General features: G+C 52.2%; 13 protein-coding genes. 4 read left to right on the top strand and 9 right to left on the bottom strand.

The window, feature by feature from the left end; translation table 11 throughout:
* Window positions 1-3: 3 nt before the first annotated feature.
* From ACFPMF_RS17265 to rhaT, 7 genes are all read right to left on the bottom strand, one after another.
* The gene (locus tag ACFPMF_RS17265; protein ID WP_379847541.1) at window positions 4-2,388 is read right to left on the bottom strand and encodes a GH92 family glycosyl hydrolase; all 2,385 of its coding nucleotides are present in this window, start codon (window positions 2,386-2,388) and stop codon (window positions 4-6) included.
* A 75-nt stretch (window positions 2,389-2,463) separates the two neighbouring features.
* Complete coding sequence (locus tag ACFPMF_RS17260; protein WP_379847957.1) at window positions 2,464-3,834, bottom strand: 3-keto-disaccharide hydrolase; 1,371 nt, start codon at window positions 3,832-3,834, stop codon at window positions 2,464-2,466.
* 90 nt (window positions 3,835-3,924) lie between these two features.
* Complete coding sequence (locus tag ACFPMF_RS17255) at window positions 3,925-5,796, bottom strand: RagB/SusD family nutrient uptake outer membrane protein (RefSeq protein WP_379847539.1); 1,872 nt, start codon at window positions 5,794-5,796, stop codon at window positions 3,925-3,927.
* Window positions 5,797-5,823: 27 nt separating this feature from the next.
* Window positions 5,824-9,123 carry a TonB-dependent receptor gene (locus ACFPMF_RS17250; RefSeq protein ID WP_379847537.1) on the bottom strand — a complete coding sequence of 1,100 codons (3,300 nt, stop codon included), beginning with the start codon at window positions 9,121-9,123 and terminating at the stop codon, window positions 5,824-5,826.
* A 140-nt stretch (window positions 9,124-9,263) separates the two neighbouring features.
* Window positions 9,264-10,343 (bottom strand): FecR family protein, encoded by a 1,080-nt coding sequence (locus ACFPMF_RS17245; protein ID WP_379847534.1) that lies wholly within the window; start codon window positions 10,341-10,343, stop codon window positions 9,264-9,266.
* Window positions 10,344-10,377: 34 nt separating this feature from the next.
* Complete coding sequence (locus ACFPMF_RS17240) at window positions 10,378-10,923, bottom strand: RNA polymerase sigma-70 factor (RefSeq protein ID WP_379847532.1); 546 nt, start codon at window positions 10,921-10,923, stop codon at window positions 10,378-10,380.
* Between the two features lie 622 nt (window positions 10,924-11,545).
* Window positions 11,546-12,583, bottom strand: a complete 1,038-nt coding sequence (rhaT, locus tag ACFPMF_RS17235) for an L-rhamnose/proton symporter RhaT (protein WP_379847530.1) — start codon at window positions 12,581-12,583, stop codon at window positions 11,546-11,548.
* A 543-nt stretch (window positions 12,584-13,126) separates the two neighbouring features.
* On the opposite strand from rhaT, the gene ACFPMF_RS17230 reads away from it, so the two are divergent.
* From ACFPMF_RS17230 to ACFPMF_RS17215, 4 genes are all read left to right on the top strand, one after another.
* Window positions 13,127-16,024: a M16 family metallopeptidase gene (locus ACFPMF_RS17230; RefSeq protein ID WP_379847528.1), complete on the top strand. Its 2,898-nt coding sequence runs from the start codon at window positions 13,127-13,129 to the stop codon at window positions 16,022-16,024.
* 267 nt (window positions 16,025-16,291) lie between these two features.
* Complete coding sequence (locus ACFPMF_RS17225) at window positions 16,292-16,903, top strand: TetR/AcrR family transcriptional regulator (protein ID WP_379847526.1); 612 nt, start codon at window positions 16,292-16,294, stop codon at window positions 16,901-16,903.
* A 65-nt stretch (window positions 16,904-16,968) separates the two neighbouring features.
* Window positions 16,969-17,715, top strand: a complete 747-nt coding sequence (locus tag ACFPMF_RS17220) for an SDR family oxidoreductase (RefSeq protein ID WP_379847524.1) — start codon at window positions 16,969-16,971, stop codon at window positions 17,713-17,715.
* Window positions 17,716-17,793: 78 nt separating this feature from the next.
* On the top strand, window positions 17,794-18,273 hold the full coding sequence (locus ACFPMF_RS17215; RefSeq protein ID WP_379847522.1) for a YdeI/OmpD-associated family protein: 480 nt from the start codon (window positions 17,794-17,796) through the stop codon (window positions 18,271-18,273).
* Between the two features lie 111 nt (window positions 18,274-18,384).
* Here ACFPMF_RS17215 and ACFPMF_RS17210 read toward each other — a convergent pair whose 3' ends face one another.
* Window positions 18,385-18,819: a nuclear transport factor 2 family protein gene (locus ACFPMF_RS17210; protein ID WP_379847520.1), complete on the bottom strand. Its 435-nt coding sequence runs from the start codon at window positions 18,817-18,819 to the stop codon at window positions 18,385-18,387.
* A gap of 119 nt (window positions 18,820-18,938) precedes the next feature.
* On the bottom strand, window positions 18,939-21,566 hold the full coding sequence (locus tag ACFPMF_RS17205; protein ID WP_379847518.1) for a glycoside hydrolase family 95 protein: 2,628 nt from the start codon (window positions 21,564-21,566) through the stop codon (window positions 18,939-18,941).
* Window positions 21,567-21,644: the final 78 nt, after the last annotated feature.

The following is a 21,644-nucleotide window of genomic DNA, read 5'->3' as shown; positions in this document are numbered from 1 at the left end:
CAATTACCGGGTCGACATCGACGCCGGGGCCTGCACCGGTTGGCTCCCCCAGCTTTTGTTGGGATTAGGCCCCATGATCAACTGCAAGGTTCCGCCGTTCACCATCGTTTCGTGATCAACCCAGGGCTGATTGAGTGCCTTCTGGTTCAGCTTTGCCGATTGGATGTAAATATTCTGATGCGAGTTGTTTTTGGCTTCAATCACAAACTGTTTTCCCGGATAGTATTTGGGATTGAGTTTAATCGTGATCTTGTTGAAAAGCGGGCTGCTAATTTCGTAAAACGGTTTGGGCGTGGTTCCGCCGTTGGTCGAAAACAGGCCGGTTTTCATCAAAACCGCCAAACTCCCCATCAACCCCTGATCCTCGTCGCCGGAATAACCCAGTTCGGGAGTGAGGTCGCTGTAGACTTTCTCGATGACCTGCCGCGACCAGTATTGCGTCAGCCAGGGCGCCCCCGCGTAATTGAACAGGAAGGCGGTTTGAATACTAGGCTGATTGCCGTAATTGATATACACCCGGCGGAACTGAGTCAAGGTTTCCTTATCGTGCGATTTCCCCGACACAAAATCGTGTTCCCGGGCCTTCTCGAACGACGTATTTAATTTGGTTGTAAAGGCCTCCCGGCTGCCCATGAGTTGAATCAAGCCTTCCACATCGTGGGGAACAAACCAGGTGTATTGGGCCGCATTACCTTCTTCCCATCCGTTGTCGTAGCGCAAAATATCGACCGGTTCACCCCACTTTCCGTCCAGCGTCCGGTTCCACATCCAGCCCAGTTCGGGATTCCAGATATTTTTATAATTCTGCGCCCGCTTCATGAACAGCGCATAATCGTCCTGTTTTCCCAGCTTTTGCGCCATTTGGGCCAGCGTGTAATCCTGATACGCATACTCCAGGGTCTGGGTGGAGCCATCCTGATGAAAACCGTACCGCTTTTTGGTCATGGGATGCGGCACATAACCGCGTTCCAGGTAGTATTCAATGCCTCCGCCTTTGAACGTATTGTGTTCATACCCAGCCTTGCTCATCATACCGCCGGGGAAATGGTTTTTCCGCATTCCCTCGTACGCCTTCTGGTGGTCGAAACCACGAATTCCTTTCAGGTAAGCGCTGACGATAAACGGCGTCGAAGATGCGCCGGTCATCACGTAGGTGTAATTGCCCCCCGCCGGCCCACGCGGAATCAGGCCGCCGTCGTCGTACATCAGCAGCATGGAATTGACAAAGGACTCCGTGACTTCGGGGTAAACCAGGTGCCACAATGTATTGATAGTCCACTGAGCGCCCCACATCGAATCGAAGTTGTGGTGATTGAATTTGGGCTTTCCGTTGGCATCCAGCGGAATTTGCCCAATCCGGCGTTCGGGGCCGGTCATGTCGCAGTATTTTCCGTTGACATCCGAGATAATCCGGCGGCCCTGCAAGGCGTGCCACAAATCGGTATAAAAACGGCTTTGCTGTTTTTCGGTTCCGCCCTGAATCTCGATCCGGCTCAGCCATTCGTTCCAGTCATTCCGGCTACCCTGCACGGTTTTTTCAAAATCCCAGTGGGGCAACTCGGTCGTCAGATTCAGGCGGGCCTGTTCTTCGCTCACGTAGGAGATGGCCACCTTCATTTTCCGCACGTCACCCGCCCCGGTTTTGAAGCTCAGATACGCGCCGGTCCGCTCGCCTTCGATGATATTTTCCACCTTTTCGAGCTTCCCGTTCCGCCAGCCGTTGAACGAGTCGAATGGTTTATCGAAAACCGCCACAAAAAAGACCGTTACGGTTTTCGGACGCCGGATGGTGGGTGCCATCACGGCATAGCCTTCAATTTCCCGATTGCTAACCTTTCTGACAAATCCCTTCTGGGTATCGGAAGGTCCCAGAAAAGTCGAAAAATCGAACAGAATATGGCTCTGTTCCGAAGCCGGATAGGTGTATTTGTGAAAACCGACGCGGGTGGTCGAAGTCAGTTCGGCGGTGATGTTGTAGCGATCCAGCACAACCTTGTGATACCCGGCCTTAATTACTTCTTTCGCGTGGCTGTATCGGGAACCGTACTGACTGGCCCCCAAATGCCCTTTGAATTCGCCGGTGGTGGGCAAAACCGGCACCCCGGACAATTGCCAGCCGTGGATGTGACTAAAAACCTTGATACTGTCCAGTTTATACCGGTAACCGGCATTCCAGTCGGCATTGATGGCGTTATCAGGACTCAGGTTAACCATCCCGAACGGCCGGGTCGCCGAATTGAAAAAGAACCACCGGGAATTGGCCGCATCGAGCAGCGGATAGACGAGATCAACGGGTTGTTTTTTGGCTCCCTGGGCCCATGCGGCCCCCGACACACCTACCCCAACCGCGAACAGCAGCCCCAGAAAATAATGAAACAAATACTTCATAGAAACTATAGATTGACCTTTTAGTAAGGCACAAACTTATCGGGTAACGGGCAGAAAACTAACGGTTGTGAGTGATTACAACTCCCGGATTTTGATGCTTCTGAAATGTACTTCGTCGCCGTGATCCTGAAACAGAATGTGTCCGGACGGAGCCTGACCGAAATGAGGGGCCGTGTTGTATTTGCTTTTGGCTAACAGATTCCGAAAAATCTGCGAATGGCGGTTATACTCGACGGTCTTGATATTATTCAGCCAGTGTTCGACGTGGCCGTCTTTGACCACAATCCGCACGCGGTTCCATTTGCCGGGTGGATTCATGCGTTTTTCGCGCGTGCCTTCGGACAGGTTCTCGGCGGTAATCAGATCATAAAGGGAGGCTGTAGTACGGTTTCCGCCCACCCCTTGCGTGGCATCCGGGTGCAGTTTGTCATCAAGCAACTGGAATTCGGGTCCCAGACCGGTGCCGGGTCGTTTGGTCCGGTCTTCTACCACAAAATATTTGATCCCGCTATTGGCCCCCGGCGTTAAGCGGTAGTCCAGTTCCAGTTCAAAATTGGAAAATGCCTGCGTCGTCACGATATCGCCCCCTTTGCGCTGGGTGTCTTTTTTCGACCCCAGCACTTTCAGCGTCCCGTCCTGGATCACCCAGCCCTCCTGCGGAAATGCATCGGCATTGGCCAGCCGCCAGCCCGCGGAGGTCTGGCCATCCCAGAGCAGCCGCCAGCCTTTCCGCTTTTCGGTTTCGGATAGTTGATTGGGCAGGTAGTTGACTTCCGGAATGCCGCCGTCGGGCCAGACGCAACTCGCCAGGTTTTCGGTGGCAATGCGGATATTCCGCCACTGGACGGTCAGGCCGTTTTGCTCGGGATTTTTGATGGAATGTACCTGCAGGGCGATAAAACCGCGGGCGGTCTGATTATCGAGGACATTGGCACACGGAATACCGTTAATCCAGGTTTTCAAGCTGTTACCGATGGCTTCGATATGGTACCGGTTCCATTCGCCGTTTTTGAAGGCTTTTTGCCCCGCCGGATTAATGGATAAGGGATACAACCAGCCGTTGCGGGCTTCGTCGTAGATACCGCCACTCCAGGCCCGGGCCGAAGGGTCGATTTCGACCTGATACCCGTGGACGCGGCCCTCCATCACTTTTGGGTCGCTCAAACTCCGAATCTGAATACCCGAGTTAAGGCCGGGTTCTACTTTTACATCCAGCTCCAACACAAAATCACCGTACGTCTCCTGGGTGCAGAGAAACGTATTGGGCGTATTGAGCTGCGAAACACCAATGATGGTTTTGTTGACGATTTTGTATTCTGCGGTCCCGTTTCGTTTTACCCACCCTTTCAAATCAGAACCGTTAAACAGTTCTTTCCAGGGGGCTTGACCCAACGCATTGAATGAAAAAAAGGTGATCAGGCAAATCGGAATAGCCAATCTAAGCATCATAACGAACCGAAAAAGTCGGAAATAGGGTTAATTTGTTTGTAAAAAACGGAAAGAGCGGATTGCCCTTTCCGTTTCCAATTACTGCGGTTAATATCCTTCGTTCTGTTTGATGGAAGGAAACGACAGATCGATTTCGCTCTGCGGAATGGGGCGCAAATAGTGCATTTCGCTGATGGTACCGCTCTTGGCCGCCCAGGGGTTGTATTTTTTCACCCGCTCCACCAGTTTTCCCGTGCGTTTCAGGTCAAACCAGCGCGTATACTCGCCCATCAATTCCCGCGATCGTTCGTCCAGAATCATGTCCACACTGATGTTAGCCGCTGTGGCCCGGTATGATACGGCTTCCAGGGATTTCAGGTCTTCCGGTTTCTGCGCACGCTTGGGGTCGGCTCCTTTTTTGGCCAGCGCCCGGTCCAGGACTTTATTATAGTACACTTCCGCAGCCCCCAGCTTACCGTTTTTAGCCCCTTTCACCAGGGCTTCGGCGGCAATCAGATAGGCTTCGGCCGCCCGGAAAATTACCTCATTAAACGTTCCGTAGCCATCGCCGTACTGAATACCAGGCTGCCAGAATTTCCACATCAGCGGCTGGTCGGCGTAAAAACCGCTCACGTTGACTTGGCTTCCGTTAATGAACCCATAACCGCCACTGATTTCATCCAGATTGACCACGGCGTAATTTTTCTTGCCGCCCAAATCAATTCCCCGTTCAGCCAGGGTCCGGGCCGGGTTATTCCAGGGCCGGAAATAGACGACGGTATCCCCCGCTTTGAACGATGTTGTTAACGTAGGATTGACAACCGGGAGGGGTTTGAAACTGGCTACATTCTGCAAGGCATAACAGACATCGACGAAATTGTGATCGTACCGTGAATCCAGCGCCGGATCAAACATCCGATACAGCGCCGGTGTCGTGATGTGAAAGGGCTGATACCGGTTATAATCACTCGTCCGGCCTTTGGTTCCCGGCAGGCTTTCGCCCCCCCCTCCAAAAACCGAGTGCAGATTATTACCCCCTTCATTATCCTGGGTGAAAGCCGGATCGTTTTTATTCGTCAGCACTTCGGAGCTGTACTGGACCGAGAAAACAATCTCCGGATGCTTGTCATTCTGCGCACCGGTATACTGCGCTAACGGGTTCTTCGACCGTTTGGGAAACAGATCGCTGTAATTGGTCGCCAGCGGATACGCATCAATGATTTTGTCGGCGTATTGCAGGGCCTGGTCAAAATCCGCGGGTGAACCGCCCAGCGAGTTCTTATAATTCCAGCCGCGAGTCAGGTAGACGCGAGCCAACAGAAACTGAGCTGCTCCCTTGGTGGCGCGCCCATAGTTCGAAGCTGTCACCGGAAGTTTGGCTTCCGCTTCCAGCAAGTCGGCAATAATCTGTTTGTAAACCTCAGCCGCCGGAACCCGGGTAATGGCTTTATCCGGGGCGGTAGTTTCCTTCAGCGGCATGGGCACATCCCCCCACTGCTGCACCAGGTAAAAGAGGCACAACGAGCGCAGAAATTTCGCTTCCGAAACCCGGACACCTTTCAGGGTTTCATCCATGTCCTTCACCTCCTCCGCCCGGCTGATGGCGGTATTGGTCCGCGCAATTTCGGCGTATAAAAAAGTCCATAGGGTACTTAAATCGGCCACCGTACCATTTAACCGGTCGTCGTAATGTTCCAGGGGACTGGCCTGCAAGGTGGCAAACTTCGGATCATGAAAGCTCCAGGCGGTAAATTCATCCGTTCCATTCAGCACCAGGCTCCGGCTTTTATGAATATTGCGGAGCAAGGGGTAACAGGCTTTCACCAGATCCTCGAAGCCCTTGGCGGTTTTATAGTAAACATCCGTTGTTAAGGTTGTTTTCGGATTTTCGGCCAGGAAGTCTTCTTTACACCCCGAAGCAATCAGTCCTACCAGGGCCAGCCCGATCGCCGAGGTACGTATATTAAATAATGATTTCATTTGTAGTCAGACGATTTAAATCAAAAACTAGAAACTCAGATTGACACCCAGCGTAATCGCCATGGAAGGCACATCGTCCTGATAAATCTGCGAGTTGAACTCAGGGTCGAAACCGATGAACTTCGAATAAATCAGCGGGTTCATCACCTGTCCATAGACGCGGGCGGTATTCAGCTTCAGCGCGTTCATTAACTTGGACGGTAGCGTATAGCCCACGGTGATGTCCGAAATCCGGAGGAAAGACGCATCCTGGTAATTGATGGCGTTCCGGTAGGGATTCGATGAAACAACTCCGAAATACGTATTGGAAGGATTGTCGCTCCGCCAGTAATCCAGGGAAGCCAGTTTGTTGTAGCGGGTGGCCCCGATTTCGCCAAACGTTCCGGAAAGCGTGCTGTTATAATACTGTACCCCATCCCGGTAATAAATGAAGAAGGAGAGGTCAAAGTTTTTGTACTTAAACCGGTTGGTAACCCCCAGAATCCAGTTGGGCATCTGCGAGCCCAGAATCACCCGGTCGTCAATGGCATCCGTTGACGAAATAATACCGTCGTTGTTGGTATCCACCACCCGAACGGAGCCCGGAACCTGCTTGTACTGCTTCGCCAGTTCCGCATCGGCCGTTTGCCAGATGCCGTCGAACTTATAATCGTAGTTGAGCCGGATAGGGTGCCCAACGAACAGCTTGTTTCCTTTGTCAACGGTTTGTCCATCGCCGTACAGGGAAAGCAATTTATTCCGGTTCCGGGTAAAGGCAAACGTGCTGTTCCAGCTAAAATCGCTCGTGGCAATGTTGACGGTATTGAGCGTTAACTCGATTCCCTTGTTACCAATCTGCCCCACATTCCCCACCACCTGGGTGTAGCCGGTAGCCGCCGGAATTTTCTGGTTCAGAATCAGATCAACGGTTTTCCGGTTATACCATTCGAAGGAGGCACTGATCCGGTTTTGTAAAAAACCAAAATCCAGACCGACGTTGTATTCCTTGCTCCGCTCCCATTTCAGGCTTTTATTCGCCAGGTTCGCAGGAGCAAACCCCCAGGCTGGTGTTCCATCAAAATCATACCCGGTATTCAGCAGATTGGCCTGCGTACCGTACGGATTCACGGTCGAATTCCCCACCTGACCGTAGCTCACGCGCGCTTTTAAGTTGGAGAAAAGATTCAGGTCACGAATAAACTGCTCATCACCCAAACGCCAGGCAACGGCCACCGACGGAAAAAAGGCCCATTTGTTTCCTTCGGAAAGCTGCGATGCCCCGTCCGAACGGCCCGTCAGAGTCAACAGGTACTTGTCGTTATAGGTATAATTAATTCGCCCCATGTACGACAATAAAGTCCGTTCCGACATCGAGCTGGTGATTGCGGTCGGCGTTCCCGTGTTCAAGGCATACCAGTCCGAATCGTAGGGCAGGTCTCGCACCGCAATCCGGTAGGCTTCATCCCGCATATAGTAGGCACTCTGCAAACCGGTCACCGCAATCCGGTGTTTGCCGACTTCCAGGGTATAGTTCAGGATGTTATCCAGGGTATAATTACCGTTGATATAGTGATCGTACTGGGCCCGGGGCAAATTGCCAATCTGCGATTTTGACCATTGGCCGCGGAAATCCCCGTTCCGATCGGTTTTGTAAGCCGCTGAGAGCGAGGTTCGGAAACTAAGCCCTTTCAACGGGGTTACTTCTGCGTATACATTACCGAGCGCCGTCAGGTTCCGGTATTCCAGTTTGGACGTTTTGGGATCAACATCCGCCAGCGGGTTCGGCACCTGCTTGTCGTTGATCCCCATCCAGTAGGCGTAGCCATCAATGTTAAAATCGCCGTTTTCAGTCGGGTTAGCCAGGTCACTGTAATAAACCGTTCCGGTCGGACGAGCCCGGTAAGCGTTCCGCAGGGACTCCATGGAGCCGACATTCTGCGTACTGAAATTGATGTAGGACGTAAATCCGGCTTTAAAGTACTTTCCCAACTTGCTATCCAGACCGGCGTTCAGGTTGTAGCGTTTATAGCCCGTATGCAGTACGTTTCCGTTTTCGTTCAGATAGCCGCCCGAAAACCGGTAAGTGGTGTTTTCATTTCCGCCCGACACACTGATGTTCTGGCTCATTTGCAAAGCTGGATCCGTAATCAGGTCAACCCAGTCGGCGGTTTTGCCCGCTTTGATATTCGCTAACTCGGCGGAGGTAAAGGTGGCTCCCGTCAGGCCTTCCGCCAGGCGGTCCGTATAGGTGACTTTGTAAAACTCCTCGCTGTTCATCAGCCGCGGAATGTGCGCCGGAAGTTTGACCCCAACGTAGCTGTCGTAGCTAACCCGCGGTTTTCCGGAGGCCCCTTTCTTGGTGGTGATGATGATCACCCCGTTAGCCCCGCGCGCGCCGTAAATGGCCGTCGATGACGCATCTTTCAGTACGTCCATCGATTGAATATCATTCGGGTTGAGGTTGTTGATATCGCCCCCCATCAACCCATCGATGACCACCAGCGGAGCCGTTGAATTATTGATCGTATTTTCTCCGCGAATCGTAATGTTGTACGGTGCTCCCGGTTTGTTACTCGTTTTGGTGACAGTGGCCCCCGCAATTTGTCCCTGAATCGCTTTGGCAGCCATCACCGGATTCGCCCGAACGATGTCTTTCGATTGAACCGACGAAACCGCGCCCGTTAAATCCGTCTTTTTTACTTCGCCGTACCCCACCACCACAATCTCCTCGAGTTGCTTCAGATCCGGTTTCAGCACCACGTCCAGCAAGCTCCGGTTACCGACCACCACATCCTGCGTTTCGTAGCCAATGAAGCTAATGGTCAGGGTTACATTGCTGTTGTCGACGGAAAGGGAAAACCGGCCATCAACATCGGTAGTCGTTCCTTTCGTGGTGCCTTTGATGATGACACTGGCCCCAATCACCGCATCGCCTTTTTCATCCTTGACCGAACCCCGGATAACGGTTTCGGCCACCGCCAGAACCGGTTCATCCGGAATGGTTTCGGGCGCAACGGCGGCCTTCGGATCAACCCGGTTCAACACGATCTGCTTGCCCATCACCCGGTAGCCCAGGTTGAGCGGAGTCAGCACGTTCGTCAGGACTTCCTCTACGGTTTGATTCTGGATGGAGATATTCACCCGCTTCGCGTTTTTCAGTAAGTCCGGGTTATAAATAAAACGGACACGGGCACTCTTCTCGATTTCACCCAGTACGCTTTTGAGGGACTGGTTTTCAGCTTTAAAACTAATGCGCCGATTGAGTATTTCCTGCGAATGCCCATCGTAGGCAAAAGAAACCCCCACCAGCGTCACTAAAAGAAACAGCTGGTACAGGGTAATCTTCATGGCCGCAATTGTTCGGTTACGGTTTTGTAAATAAAATCCCATGGTTTTGTTTAAGGGTTAAGTAAGTTAAGTTGGAAACAGCGTATGGGTGGAGGCTATAGGGTAAACAAGATCACGAGCAAAAAAAGGTTCTTCAGAACTTATTGACAACCCGTTGACTGGATAATAATCTGATCACCTTCCCGTTTAAAACTGGCTTCAATGGCAGCACAGATTAATTCGATTTTTTCCAGCAACGGCTCATCGGATAACCGGGCGGTCAGCCGGCAACTTTTTATGGCTTCGGCGTCGTATACAATCTGAGCATTATACACCTTATTCAAGTCATTCAAGATTTTTTCAACGGGTGCTTCATCGAAGGTAAATGAGGTGCTTTGAATGGGTAATGTTAATTTTTCCGGCTCAAGCAGTGAGGTCTTTTCAACTGTATATTTTTTTAAACTGAGATCTACCCGTTCGTTAGCCCGCAGTTGTAACCCTCTTACTTTTGCAGGATTACCAGCATGTTCGCGTAAATCGCTTTCAAAAAAAACGGTAACCCGGCCCGTTTTAACCACCACTTCGGAACGCTTCCCATTCGTGTTTATAAAAAAGCTCGTTCCCAAGACACTCGTAATAAACCCATTGGCATACACATAAAAGGGCACCTTTTTATCCTTGTGCACTTCAAAAAAAGCTTCACCCGATAGAAAAACTTTCCTCACTTCTTTATTAAACTCGTTGGGGACATAACTAAGCCGGCTTTTGGGCTGTAAGATAACCGAGCTATTATCGGGCAAATGGATCAGAATGGGCTTATTCGTCAGATTTTCCTTTTCGTATATATTCCCGGCAGGAGCCTGAATGGTCTGGAGAGCTACTTCCTGAGACGATGAAATCCTATTTGTTAAAAACTGCCAGCCTAACCAGGAAAACGCAAGGACAAGCGAGGCTGCCGCCAGCCATTTAAACAACCCGGAATACCCAAGTTTTTTAAAGTTATCCCGATCCGGCTCAATTTTATAGACGGTCCCATTAATTTGACCATTGACTCTCTGCAGGCCTTTTTCCAGATCAAAAGTACATTGAGGATGCGCTGCTTCCCACTCATCGAGGTATTGATGAAACACGTCAAGATTACCCGCCTGCCCTAGCCATTCTTCAATGGTTTTCCGTTGAATAGAAGTATAATTTCCATCAAAGTAATCGAATATTATTTTCTTAATTACGATAGAATCCATTCTACTTAGTTGCTTTTAAACACACATTTCACAGTCAGACAAACAGGAACAAAGGCAAAAGAAAATAACCCTGTTTTATATCATTTCTGATTCTTGATAAGGCTCTGCTAATCAATCGTTCTACCGCACTGACCGTCAGCTTCATTTCAACGGCTACTTCAGCGTATTTTTTCCCTTCCAGCCGGTTTAATTGAAAAGCCTTTCTTGACTGTTGCGGCAGGTGCTGAATGGCTTGCTCTATTTTTTTATTCAGCTCGTGAAAATGGAGAATTTCATCGGGTCGTAACACCGGCTGCGATTCACAGCCAGCACTATCCAGATGAGCATCCAGGATATTCTCATTCCGGTTTAATTCCTGTTTTATACAGTTATAAGACCGGTTTTTGACGGCGGTATATAAGTAGGAACGATACGAAATGGCGATCGTCTCGTAGACTTTATTATTCCAGAAGTTGGTAAATACTTCGGCGACGATATCTTCCGCCAGTTCCTTCGAATACACATACCGGATGGCGTGATTGCATAAATTCGTGTAGTATTTTCTAAACAGTAATTCGAAGCCTTTTTTCGGAGAGGCCATAAAACTGCTCTGAATGACATATTCATCCGAAATCAGTTTTGTCTCTCCGAACGTATCCGAGACCCAGGGCCCTGGGCCCTTGACTCCATATTCGTCTCGTTGCCGATCTTCGGATTCCATTCTGTCGATTGAGGGCATTTAGAAAGTCGTACCGTTACATTCCTTACATAGAAGGTATTACCCTGGATTCGCTCATTTGGACTACTGCCCTCAAGCTCCTTCCGGTTCTGGTCTAACCCACCAGACCTCCGGAAACTATGTAATAATTCTAGGACAAACTTTTACTATTTTACCCCACATGGCAGCCTGAAAAATCTTCTGACTTTCGTCAACAAGGGAAAAACGGGGAATCTAACAAAGGAGAAGAGGAGGTGCGAACGGGAAAAAAGAAGCAAATGAGGTCCGGCAGCGCTTGTTACTACACCCCATCATCCGAATAGCGTGGTAAAATGTTCACTATCACCGGAATTGTGGTCTATATTGTGGGTATACCTGGAGTATACCCACGACAAATCCGGGCTTTCGTGCCCGTCAGCAGGCTGTTGTACCCCACTGCCGACATGGTCGGCGTCTGCCAATAGGTCCCTTTTCGACCACCGACAGCGGCTGTTTATAACAGGATTTATTCCGCCAGGTAATTTCCGATGCCCACCACGACGGTTGAAAAAACGACGGTGGCAATGCCGATGGTGATCGTCCGCATGGTCGGGCGATTGGCTCCGCGCCATTCGTGCAGGTACAGCCCCCAGAAGCTGCTGAAGGCAATGATGAAGGCCATGTGCAGCGTCCAGCCCGAAAACCGGTATTCGCCCATTTTGCTGTCGCCCATGCCGTAGAAGAAAAATTGCAGGTACCAGGTGACGCCGGCCAGCGCACAGAAGATGATGTTTCGCACCGCAGGTGCCGAGACATTGCGGTAATCCGTATACGTTTTATTCCTGATGTTGAGGTAGATACACCAGATCGCATTGGTCGTCAGACCGCCCAGCAAAATAAATACATACGGAGCGTTGTTCATGTAGAGCGGATCGGCCCCGTACTGCACCGCCAGTTCGGCAATGGGCTGCCCCGCCGTGACCCCAAACGAAAAGCAGGCACTCATCACGCCCGAGAAAACGGCCACCAGAATCCCTTTTTTGAGGTCAAATTCGGCAATGACTTCTTTCTTTTTCTCCTCCGGCATCGACTTTTCCTTCATCATCCCGGCAATACCACAAATTGAAATCCCCAGGACGCAGATGGCCAGCCCCAGCAAAATGACCTGCCCGGACAAGGATTGAACCAGCCCACTAAACTGCCCCTGCCAGATCGGTGGAACGATGGTCCCAAAAACCGCACAAAGACCCAGCACCACGGCCATGCCCAGCGACATGCCCAGGTACCGCATGGTTAGCCCGAAGGTCAGACCGCCGAACCCCCAGAGAACGCCCCAGAAATACGACCACCAAACGGTTTCGGTGGGTGCAGCCGCCAGCACGTCGAACAGATTCGGAACGGTGAGCAGTCCGAAAATTACCGGAGCAAATACCCACGAGAAAATACCGCCCACGAGCCAGTAACTTTCCCACGACCAGCCCTCTACTTTTTTATAAGGTAAATAAAAACTGCCGGACGCAAACCCTCCGATCGCATGCAGGACAACTCCCCAGAATACAGCCATTGATTCAAAATATAAACCCGGTTTTTAGCCGTGGCGCGTTAAATAGTGCTTTACCAACAAATCTGTGTAGTTTTTGGAGAACGACCTTCCTGCCCTCTCCTGACTCCCAAAGCGAAAAAACCGCCGGGTCTAACGATGCCATCGGCTAACTATTTTTGGAAGAAGCAGGAGAGTCCGGCATAGTTAGTTCCTAATACCTTAATAGTATTGTATCGTAGAATACTATTTCATCATAGGTTAGTAGGATAAGCCCACTGGATTTCTAATGGGCTTATTTTGTTTTTGCCAGCCTCCTTCCGGTTTTCCATTACCAGCTTCTTTTCCATCCTGGCCGCCCGTCGCTGAACAAAAACCGGTTATCGATCAACGCCCACCCGGTTTTGAATAACCGCATCCAGGGGGCGATCCCGGTTTCATCCTCGTTAAAAACCGCCTTTTTCCCCAAAGCAGCCTTTTCGTTTTTATTTTCATCTCTTTACCACCAGTTGCCCTTTTTAAGCTGCATTTATTCCAGTTAATTTGTATGGTTTCATCAGCTATACCATGAAAAAATTCCTCTTTTGCCTGGGCTTTCTTAGCCTTTCACTCACCCATCTGGCCTTTTCGCAAGCCAAACTGGTGGAAACGGTAACCCGCAAAAACGGTGAACTGCTCATTCCGTACCAGAAATATGTCCTGCCCAACGGCCTGACCCTGATTGTTCACGAAGATCATTCCGATCCGATTGTTCACGTCGATGTAACCTACCACGTCGGTTCGGCACGGGAGGAAATCGGCAAGTCCGGTTTTGCGCACTTCTTCGAACACATGATGTTCCAGGGTTCCGACCACGTGGCCGACGACGAGCATTTTAAAATCGTGACCGAAGCCGGGGGAACCCTGAACGGAACCACCAACACCGACCGGACCAACTACTTCGAAACCCTGCCCAGCAACCAACTCGAACGCGCCCTCTGGCTCGAAGCCGACCGCATGGGTTTTCTGCTGGACGCCGTCACCCAGAAGAAATTTGAAATTCAGCGCGCCACCGTCAAAAACGAACGCGGCCAAAGCTACGATAACCGGCCCTACGGACTGGTTTATGAGTATACCGCCAAAAACCTGTACCCCTACGGCCACCCCTATTCCTGGCTGACCATCGGGTACATCGAAGACCTGAACCGGGTCAACGTCAACGACCTGAAGAACTTCTTCCTGCGGTGGTACGGCCCTAACAATGCGGTTTTGACCGTCGGCGGAGATGTCGACCCGAAGCAGGTGGTGCAACTGGCCGAGAAGTATTTCGGCAGCATTCCGAAAGGGCCCGCCGTCACCAAGACCACGGTGTCGCCCGCCGTGCTGGCCAAAGACCGTTACGTATCGTACGAAGACAACGTCCGGTTTCCGATGCTGCGGATGGTGTACCCGACCGTGCCGCGTTTCCACGCCGACGAAGCGCCCCTCGACGCCCTGGCCCAGATTCTGGGTGGTGGCAAAAGCTCCCTGTTCTACAAAAATCTGGTCAAAACCGAAAAAGCCGTTCAGGCCAATGTCGGGCATCCGGCGCAGGAACTGGCGGGCGAATTTACGTTTACTGTCTTGCCGTACCCGACCATGCGGCTGGACAGCACCGAAGCCATTATCCGCCGTACACTGACGGAATTTGAAAAACGCGGGGTCACCGACGACGATCTGGCCCAGTTCAAAGCTACCCGCGAAGCTGACATCATCAATTACCTGTCGAGCGTGTCCGGAAAGGTTTCCCAACTGGCTTCATTTCAGACTTTTACGGGATCACCCAATTACCTGCCGAAGGAAATCAAACGGTACCAGGCCGTTACGAAGGCGGATATTATGCGGGTCTACAACCAGTATATCAAAGGCAAAAACGCCGTCATCCTGACGGTTTATCCGAAAGATCAGAAGGAAATCGTGGCGCATCCCGACAATTATACCATCGTGACCGACGGCTATAAAGCACCCGACTACGGCTACGAAGGCTTGAAATACGTAAAGGCGAAGGACTCGTTCGATCGCAGCAAAAAACCGGCTTCCGGCCCGAATCCGGCCGTCAAAGTGCCCCCGTTCTGGACGGATAAGCTGCCGAATGGATTGAAAATGATCGGCGCGAAAAATGACGAAGTTCCGGAAGTAACATTGCTGTTTTCGGTCAAAGGCGGTCATACGCTCTCGGCCAAAGACCCCTCCAAAGCCGGGATTGCCCAGCTCACGGCGGCTTTGATGAACGAAGCGACGCAGAATTTCAGCAACGAGGAAATCAACGCGAAACTCGAAAAACTAGGCAGCAGCATCCAGATTTACGCCAGCACCGAAGACATTCAGGTGTCGGTTTCGTCGATGACCAAAAACCTCGACGCAACCTTGGCGCTGGTGGAGGAAAAGATGTTCCGGCCCCGGTTTGCGCCCGAAGATTTCGAGCGCCTGAAAAAGCAGCAGATCGAACTGATTGCCAACCAGAGCACCCAACCGGTGGTGATTGCCAACAAGGCCTACAACAAACTGCTGTACGGCCACGACAACATCCGCGCCGTGCCGACCAGCGGCACAACGAAAACCGTCGAAAGCCTTACGCTGGACGACGTGAAAACGTTTTACCAGCAAAACTTCTCCCCCTCCGTTACGAACCTCGTGGTGGTAGGCGATGTGGAGAAAACCGCCCTTCTGCCGAAACTTGATTTCCTGAAAAAATGGGCGGCCAAACCGGTCGAACTGCCCAAACCGACGCTGGCGAAGAAGGTTGACAAAACCCGTATTTACCTGATCGACAAGGACAAAGCACCCCAGTCGGAAATCCGGATTGGCTACCTGACCGACATTCCGTTCGATGCAACGGGTGAATATTACCGCGCCGGACTCGCCAATTACATTCTGGGGGGCGCCTTCAACAGCCGCATCAACATGAACCTGCGCGAAGACAAGGGCTGGACCTACGGTGCCCGCTCGGCCTTCAGCAGCACCAAAACGCCCGGACCGTTTACGGCCTCAGCGGGTGTCAAGGCTGCGGCTACGGATAGTTCGGTGGTCGAATTTGTGAAGGAAATTACGAATTACGGCAAGGCCGGGATAACAGACGACGAGCTGGCGTTCCTGAAAAGTTCGGTCGGCCAGCGGGATGCGTTGCGCTACGAAACCTCGTTCCAGAAAGCCCTCTTCCTCAACCAGATTATCGAATACGATCTGCCGGGCAATTTCGTGGAGCAGCAGAGCCAGATTCTGAAAACCATCACGAAGAAGGAAATTGACGCCATTGCCCAAAAGCGGCTGCCGGTCAACAACCTGATTATTACGGTGGTGGGCAATAAAACCGCCATCAAACCCGGTTTGCAGCGCCTGGGTTACGAAATTGTCGAACTCGACAAAGAAGGCAACCCCGCCGTTGCGGAAGGCACCGCTACCCCGGCGGCTTTGGGTGGCGCGTCCTCCACCAAGCCGAAGGAGTAACGTTAAAAACCGTCTTTTATCCTACCCAAAAGCCGCCCGAAAGCGGCTTTTGGCGTAGAAAGAGAAAAAAGAAACGTACGGTTTTATCACTTTCACTAGCACGGTTTTCAGGACACGGCCGACCCGCAGCAGCAACAGACCCGCCACATCCAGACGCGGGCGAAAACGGCCACCCGTGCCGCACCGATGCGCGCCCTAGACCAGTCTCTTAATAAAAAAACAAGGTAACATTTGGAATTCATATACCGATCGGTATATATTTGCGACATGAAATTTACACCCCGCTCAGAAGCCACCCGCCAGTTTATTATTGAAACGACCGCCGGTATTTTCAATACGAAAGGCTACGCCGGCACCTCGTTGTCGGATTTGACCGATGCGACCCGGCTGACGAAGGGGAGTATTTACGGAAATTTCGAAAACAAGGAGGAAGTCGCCCTGGCGGTTTTCAATTACAATGCCGCCCGGCGGAGTAAAATCATTCAGGACAAGCTAAATCAGGCCGAAAGCAACAAAGACAAGTTACTGGCTTTCATCACCTTGTTCAGCAGCGCCGAAAACCACGTTTTTCCGAAAGGAGGCTGTCCGCTGCTGAATACCGGAACCGAAGCCGACGACACGCACGAACCGCTGCGTCAACGGGTGGCGGACGAGGTGGCTGCTACGCAGACCGCTCTGGCAACGCTGATCCGGGCAGGCATCAACACCGGCGAATTCCGCCCCGACACGGATCCGGAACGCGTGGCAACCTCAATTCAGGCGATCATTCAGGGCGGTATTTTTATGGCCCGGACGGCCCGAAATCCCCTCTATCTCGACACCGTTCTAAAAACCGCTCTGAATCTGGTGGATGAAATGGCGGCCAAACCCCCGCATTAATTTTTTTGACCCACCATATACCGATCGGTATATGGATAGTAAAAAACAATACCCAACTAAAAATCATGAAAACGCAGCACAACACGGTTTTAATCACGGGCGGTAGCGCCGGCATCGGTTTCGAAATCGCCAAACAGTTCGTCCGGAAGGGTAATCAGGTCATCATCACCGGCCGAAATCCCGAACGGTTGCAACAGGCAGCCGCCCAATTGACAAACACCACGGCTCTTGTTTCCGATGTCAGCAATCCCGCTGATGTAGACCAATTGGTGGAACGGTTGCAGAACGAGTTCCCGAGCCTGAATCTGGTCGTCAATAACGCCGGACGGGCGTTCTATTACTCCTTATCGGAAGATGGTGTTCAGGCGACCGATAAAGCCGCTGAAGAAATCACTACCAACTACCTGTCCATTATTCGCCTGACGGAAAAACTGCTTCCTTTGCTCAAAAAACAACCCGAAGCGGCTTTCGTCAACGTGTCGTCCATCGTTGCCTTCGTGCCCAACCACGCCCTGGCCACCTATGCCGCCAGCAAAGCGGCTTTGCATTCCTATACGCAGGCGTTGCGGTTTACGCTGGCGAAAGACACGGCCATCAAGGTTTTTGAACTGATGCCCCCCCTGGTCAATACCGAATTTTCGGAGGCCATCGGGGGAGCCAATGGCATTTCACCGACGGTGGTTGCCGAAGAGTTGCTGAACGCGCTGGAAACCGAAACGTACGAAATTCACGTCGGGAATACGGCTGATCTGTACAAGCTGTTTCTGTCGTCGCCTGCCGATGCTCTGCTGACCCTGAACAGTCGCCGGTAACGAATCTTTCCCCGTAAGCGCTTTCGGGCGAGTCGTTTATCCGTACCTTTGGCCGTTAATTCTCTCCACTGCATGGGTATGGAAAAACCGCTGGTCGACGGCGCTTATCGGCTGGAAAAGTTTCCGGGAAAAGGGGGCTGGACCTACGCAACAATTCCCGAAATCCGGCCCAACCAAAAAGCCTACTTTAACTGGGTCAAGGTTCGGGGTAGTATCGACGGCTACGAACTCCAGAACTTCAGCCTGATGCCGATGGGCAACGGCACCCTTTTCATGGCGGTCAAAGCCGAGATTCGGAAAAAAATCGGGAAAGAAGCCGGGGACTGGGTGCACCTTGTCCTCTACCCCGAACAGGCCCCGGTCGATACGCACAAAGACCTGCTATTGTGCCTGGAAGACGAACCGGTTGCCCACCGGACTTTCCTAACCTATAAGGCCGACGAACAAAAAGCCTACATCGACTGGATCGATGCGGCCAAGAGTGAACAAGGCAAAATCGACCGCATGGCCGAAACCATCAACCGGCTGCTCCGGGGACAGAAGTTTGTGGAAAAATAGAGCCGGTTTTCGGTATACGGTTGTGCGGTTTCCCGGGAAACAACGCGTTCACGGTAGCCTGCATCAGCTACTAAAAACCGTATACCGAAAACCATAATCTATAAACCGCTTTTAAATCTTCACCGCCTGCCGGGCCAGCAGTTTCCAGTCGCCTTTCTGTTTGACCCACACCATCAGGACCGCCAGTTTAGCCGTTCCGGCCACGCCCTTGTTGTTGGTGTTACCGGCCAGTTTGTGTCGTACCCAGGCGGTATTGTCGACCACCGTAACGGTCTGTTCGGTGAGGTCAATGGAGGTAAAATCCGACTCACCGGTCACCAGCGCCTTGATAAAAACCGCTTTATCTTCTATCAGGCCGTTCGAATGGCCGTAGGTCAACTGCTCGGTAGTCAGGGCGTCGAGGGCGGTTTTGTCGGCATCCAGAATGGCTTTCCGTAGTTTTTCCACTGCTTGTTCAAGGGCCGGTTTTTCGTTTTTGGGTGGCTCGGTCGCCAGCAGGTTACCCGCTACAAACAACAGCAGAATGAGGCATTTCAGGGTTTTCATGGGCATCTGGTTTATGGTACAATTAGAAAAAGAGACATAAGAGATAAGACAAGAGACATAAGACAAGAGAGAGGAAACCGGTTCTGACAATCCTGGCTCTCCTGGCTCACTTCTATCCATTAAATCGCTCCCAGCAGAACATACGTTTTTCCGGGTTCGGTCACCAGATCATAGATCCAGACACCATCGGCGGGTGTTTCGGGTGATTGGGTCTGGTAACGGTTTTCGGGCAGTTGGAAGAACGGATTCGGGTTGGCGCCTTCGGCGGTTTTCAGGGTGGCTTTCCCGTCTCCCCGGAGGGTGTTCGTCAACCGCAGCCGACAATTCCCGCCCAAAGCTGACCGAACCGCCACGCGTGTCAGCCTGCCCTCTTTCCAGCTCATATCCAGCTCAAAACCGCCCCGGGCTTTCAGCCCTTTTACCTCACCCATGGCCCAGGCATCGGGCCGGGCGGGTAGCAGGTTGAGCAAACCGTCGTGGCTTTGCAGCAGCATTTCACCGATGCCCGACGTGCCCCCAAAGTTGCCATCGATCTGGAACGGCGGATGAGCACAGAGCAGGTTCGGGTAGGTGCCGCCCCCCTTGGCGTAATCCGTCCCCTCCATACCGGTCAATTTCAGCAGTTCGCGCAGAAGTTTGTAAGCATGGTTGCCATCGTGCAGCCGCGCCCAGAAATTGATCTTCCAGGATTTACTCCAGCCCGTGCCGCCATCGCCCCGGATTTCGAGTGTCCGTTTGGCCGCATCGGCAAACTTCGGCGTCGTCAACGGCGACACTTCCCGGCCCGGATGCAGCACATAAAGGTGCGAAACGTGGCGGTGCTCGGGGTCTTCATCCTGCCAGTCTTTATACCATTCCTGCAAATTGCCGGTTTTCCCAATCTGCAACGGAAACAACCGGTTTTTTTTAGCCGTTAGTTCATTCCGGAAATCCGCATCGATGCCCAGTTGCGACGACGCCTGAATCACGTTGGAGAACAGATCCCAGATGAGCCCCATGTCCATCGTCGTTGCCACCGAAACCGACTCCTTCACACCCTGATCGGTGATAAAAACGTTTTCGGGCGAGGTGGCCGGAGCGGTTACCAACCGGCCCTGTTGGTCTTCCACCAGCCAGTCGAGACAGAACAAAGCCGCTTCTTTCATCAGCGGATAGGCGTAATCGCGCAGGTATTTTTTATCGCCCGTAAACAGGTAACGGTCGTACAAATGCTGACACAGCCAGGGGCCGCCCATCGCCCAGTTGGCCCAGGACGGGCTGCCTTTCCCGTTATCCCCTACCGGGTTTGACGTGCCCCAGAGGTCCGAATTGTGGTGAATGGTCCAGCCCCGGGCGTTATAAAAGTTCTTCGTGGTTTCCCGACCCGTCGCGGCCATATACCCCACCCAGGTCAGCAACGGAGAATGCATTTCCGACAGGTTGACCATTTCCGCCGGCCAGTAGTTCATTTCGGTGTTGATATTGGTCGTGTAGTTGCTGCTCCAGGGCGGGCGCACCATCGGATTCCAGAGTCCCTGCAAATTAGCCGGAATGCCACCGGGCCGCGAACTCGAAATGAGCAAATACCGACCAAACTGAAAATACAGCGTCTCCAGTTCGGGGTCGGCGGCTCCTTCGGCGTACCGTTTCAGCCGCTCATCCATTGGTAGATTCACCACCGACGCGGTTTCCAGCGTAAACGAAGCCCGGTTAAAATACCGCTGATAATCAACCACATGATCCCGGCGAAGCCCATCGACGGATTTGGCAAGGGCTTTTTTCAGGTAGCTGTCCGCCAGTTGTTTTTCGTCCCGACCATCGCGGTTGGGGCATTTATCGAAACCGTTGAAACTGGTAGCCGCCGTCAGCAGCAAAACCGCTTCGGTCGCGTTCTGAACCCGAATCCCGGCGGTATCGGCTACCACGGTTCCGTCCGTCGAACGCACATTTACCCGCCAGTCGAAACGCATCCCCCGGCAACCGGCTGCATCTTCGTAAAAAACCGGTTTTGAATTGTAATTAACGTAATTCGGATCGGCATGGGCGGGCGCTTTCCCGCGCACCACCAGTCCTTGCCGACCAGCCACGGTTTTGGTAATCGGGTGCGGGCTTTGCACGGCCGCCGTGACGTTGAGCGTTCCTTTTTTATCCGCCGTCAGCCGCACGACAATGACCTGATCGGGTGCCGAAGCAAAGATTTCGCGCGTGTACGTAACCCCATCGGCCCGAAACCGGGTGGTCGAACTGGCATTGGCGATATTCAGGTCGCGGTAATAGTCCGTCGGCTGTCCGGAAAACCGCTGTTTCAACAGCAAATCACCCAGGGGTTGATACGCTTCCGTATATGACCCCTGCATTTTTTGCGTCAATTTGGCCGCAGCCGCATAATCCTCCCGGAAAAGTGCTTCCCGGATTTCGGGCAGGTATTTCGCCACGCCCGGATTCGGGTTCCGGTTGACCGGTCCGCCCGACCAGAGCGAGGATTCGTTCAACTGAATCAGTTCGTCGGCGGGTCGTCCGAACACCATGGCGCCCAACCGCCCGTTGCCCACCGGAAGGGCTTCGTTCCAGTTGCGGGCAGGCTGGCGGTACCAGATCGCCGACGGTTTCTGGGCCGAAACGGAATGAATAATCAGGGCAAACAAACCGAGGAAGATAATTTTGCGGTTTGTAAAAGAAGGTTGTTGGGTAAAGAAGTGCATGATTTTAAAAGCGGCAACCGGAAAAGAATTACTGTCCAGCCCGAAGTTTACGGCAAATTTACGCATTCCGGCCTCACAACGGACTAAATAAACCACCGTCTGACGATTACCGTTCGCTCAATAATTTCTTCGCCTTCAGCCTTT

Source organism: Larkinella bovis, from assembly GCF_042655385.1.
Classification (GTDB): domain Bacteria; phylum Bacteroidota; class Bacteroidia; order Cytophagales; family Spirosomataceae; genus Larkinella; species Larkinella bovis.
Note: the sequence above shows the minus strand (reverse complement) of the source record. Positions and strands in the feature narration are given on the sequence as shown.

Bases quoted from the DNA above. Each gene is read 5' to 3' on its own strand.
- ACFPMF_RS17265 (WP_379847541.1), bottom strand. From the start codon at position 2,388: ATGAAGTATTTGTTTCATTATTTTCTGGGGCTGCTGTTCGCGGTTGGG.
- ACFPMF_RS17260 (WP_379847957.1), bottom strand. From the start codon at position 3,834: ATGCTTAGATTGGCTATTCCGATTTGCCTGATCACCTTTTTTTCATTC.
- ACFPMF_RS17255 (WP_379847539.1), bottom strand. From the start codon at position 5,796: ATGAAATCATTATTTAATATACGTACCTCGGCGATCGGGCTGGCCCTG.
- ACFPMF_RS17250 (WP_379847537.1), bottom strand. From the start codon at position 9,123: ATGAAGATTACCCTGTACCAGCTGTTTCTTTTAGTGACGCTGGTGGGG.
- ACFPMF_RS17245 (WP_379847534.1), bottom strand. From the start codon at position 10,343: ATGGATTCTATCGTAATTAAGAAAATAATATTCGATTACTTTGATGGA.
- ACFPMF_RS17240 (WP_379847532.1), bottom strand. From the start codon at position 10,923: ATGGCCTCTCCGAAAAAAGGCTTCGAATTACTGTTTAGAAAATACTAC.
- rhaT (WP_379847530.1), bottom strand. From the start codon at position 12,583: ATGGCTGTATTCTGGGGAGTTGTCCTGCATGCGATCGGAGGGTTTGCG.
- ACFPMF_RS17230 (WP_379847528.1), top strand. From the start codon at position 13,127: ATGAAAAAATTCCTCTTTTGCCTGGGCTTTCTTAGCCTTTCACTCACC.
- ACFPMF_RS17225 (WP_379847526.1), top strand. From the start codon at position 16,292: ATGAAATTTACACCCCGCTCAGAAGCCACCCGCCAGTTTATTATTGAA.
- ACFPMF_RS17220 (WP_379847524.1), top strand. From the start codon at position 16,969: ATGAAAACGCAGCACAACACGGTTTTAATCACGGGCGGTAGCGCCGGC.
- ACFPMF_RS17215 (WP_379847522.1), top strand. From the start codon at position 17,794: ATGGAAAAACCGCTGGTCGACGGCGCTTATCGGCTGGAAAAGTTTCCG.
- ACFPMF_RS17210 (WP_379847520.1), bottom strand. From the start codon at position 18,819: ATGAAAACCCTGAAATGCCTCATTCTGCTGTTGTTTGTAGCGGGTAAC.
- ACFPMF_RS17205 (WP_379847518.1), bottom strand. From the start codon at position 21,566: ATGCGTAAATTTGCCGTAAACTTCGGGCTGGACAGTAATTCTTTTCCG.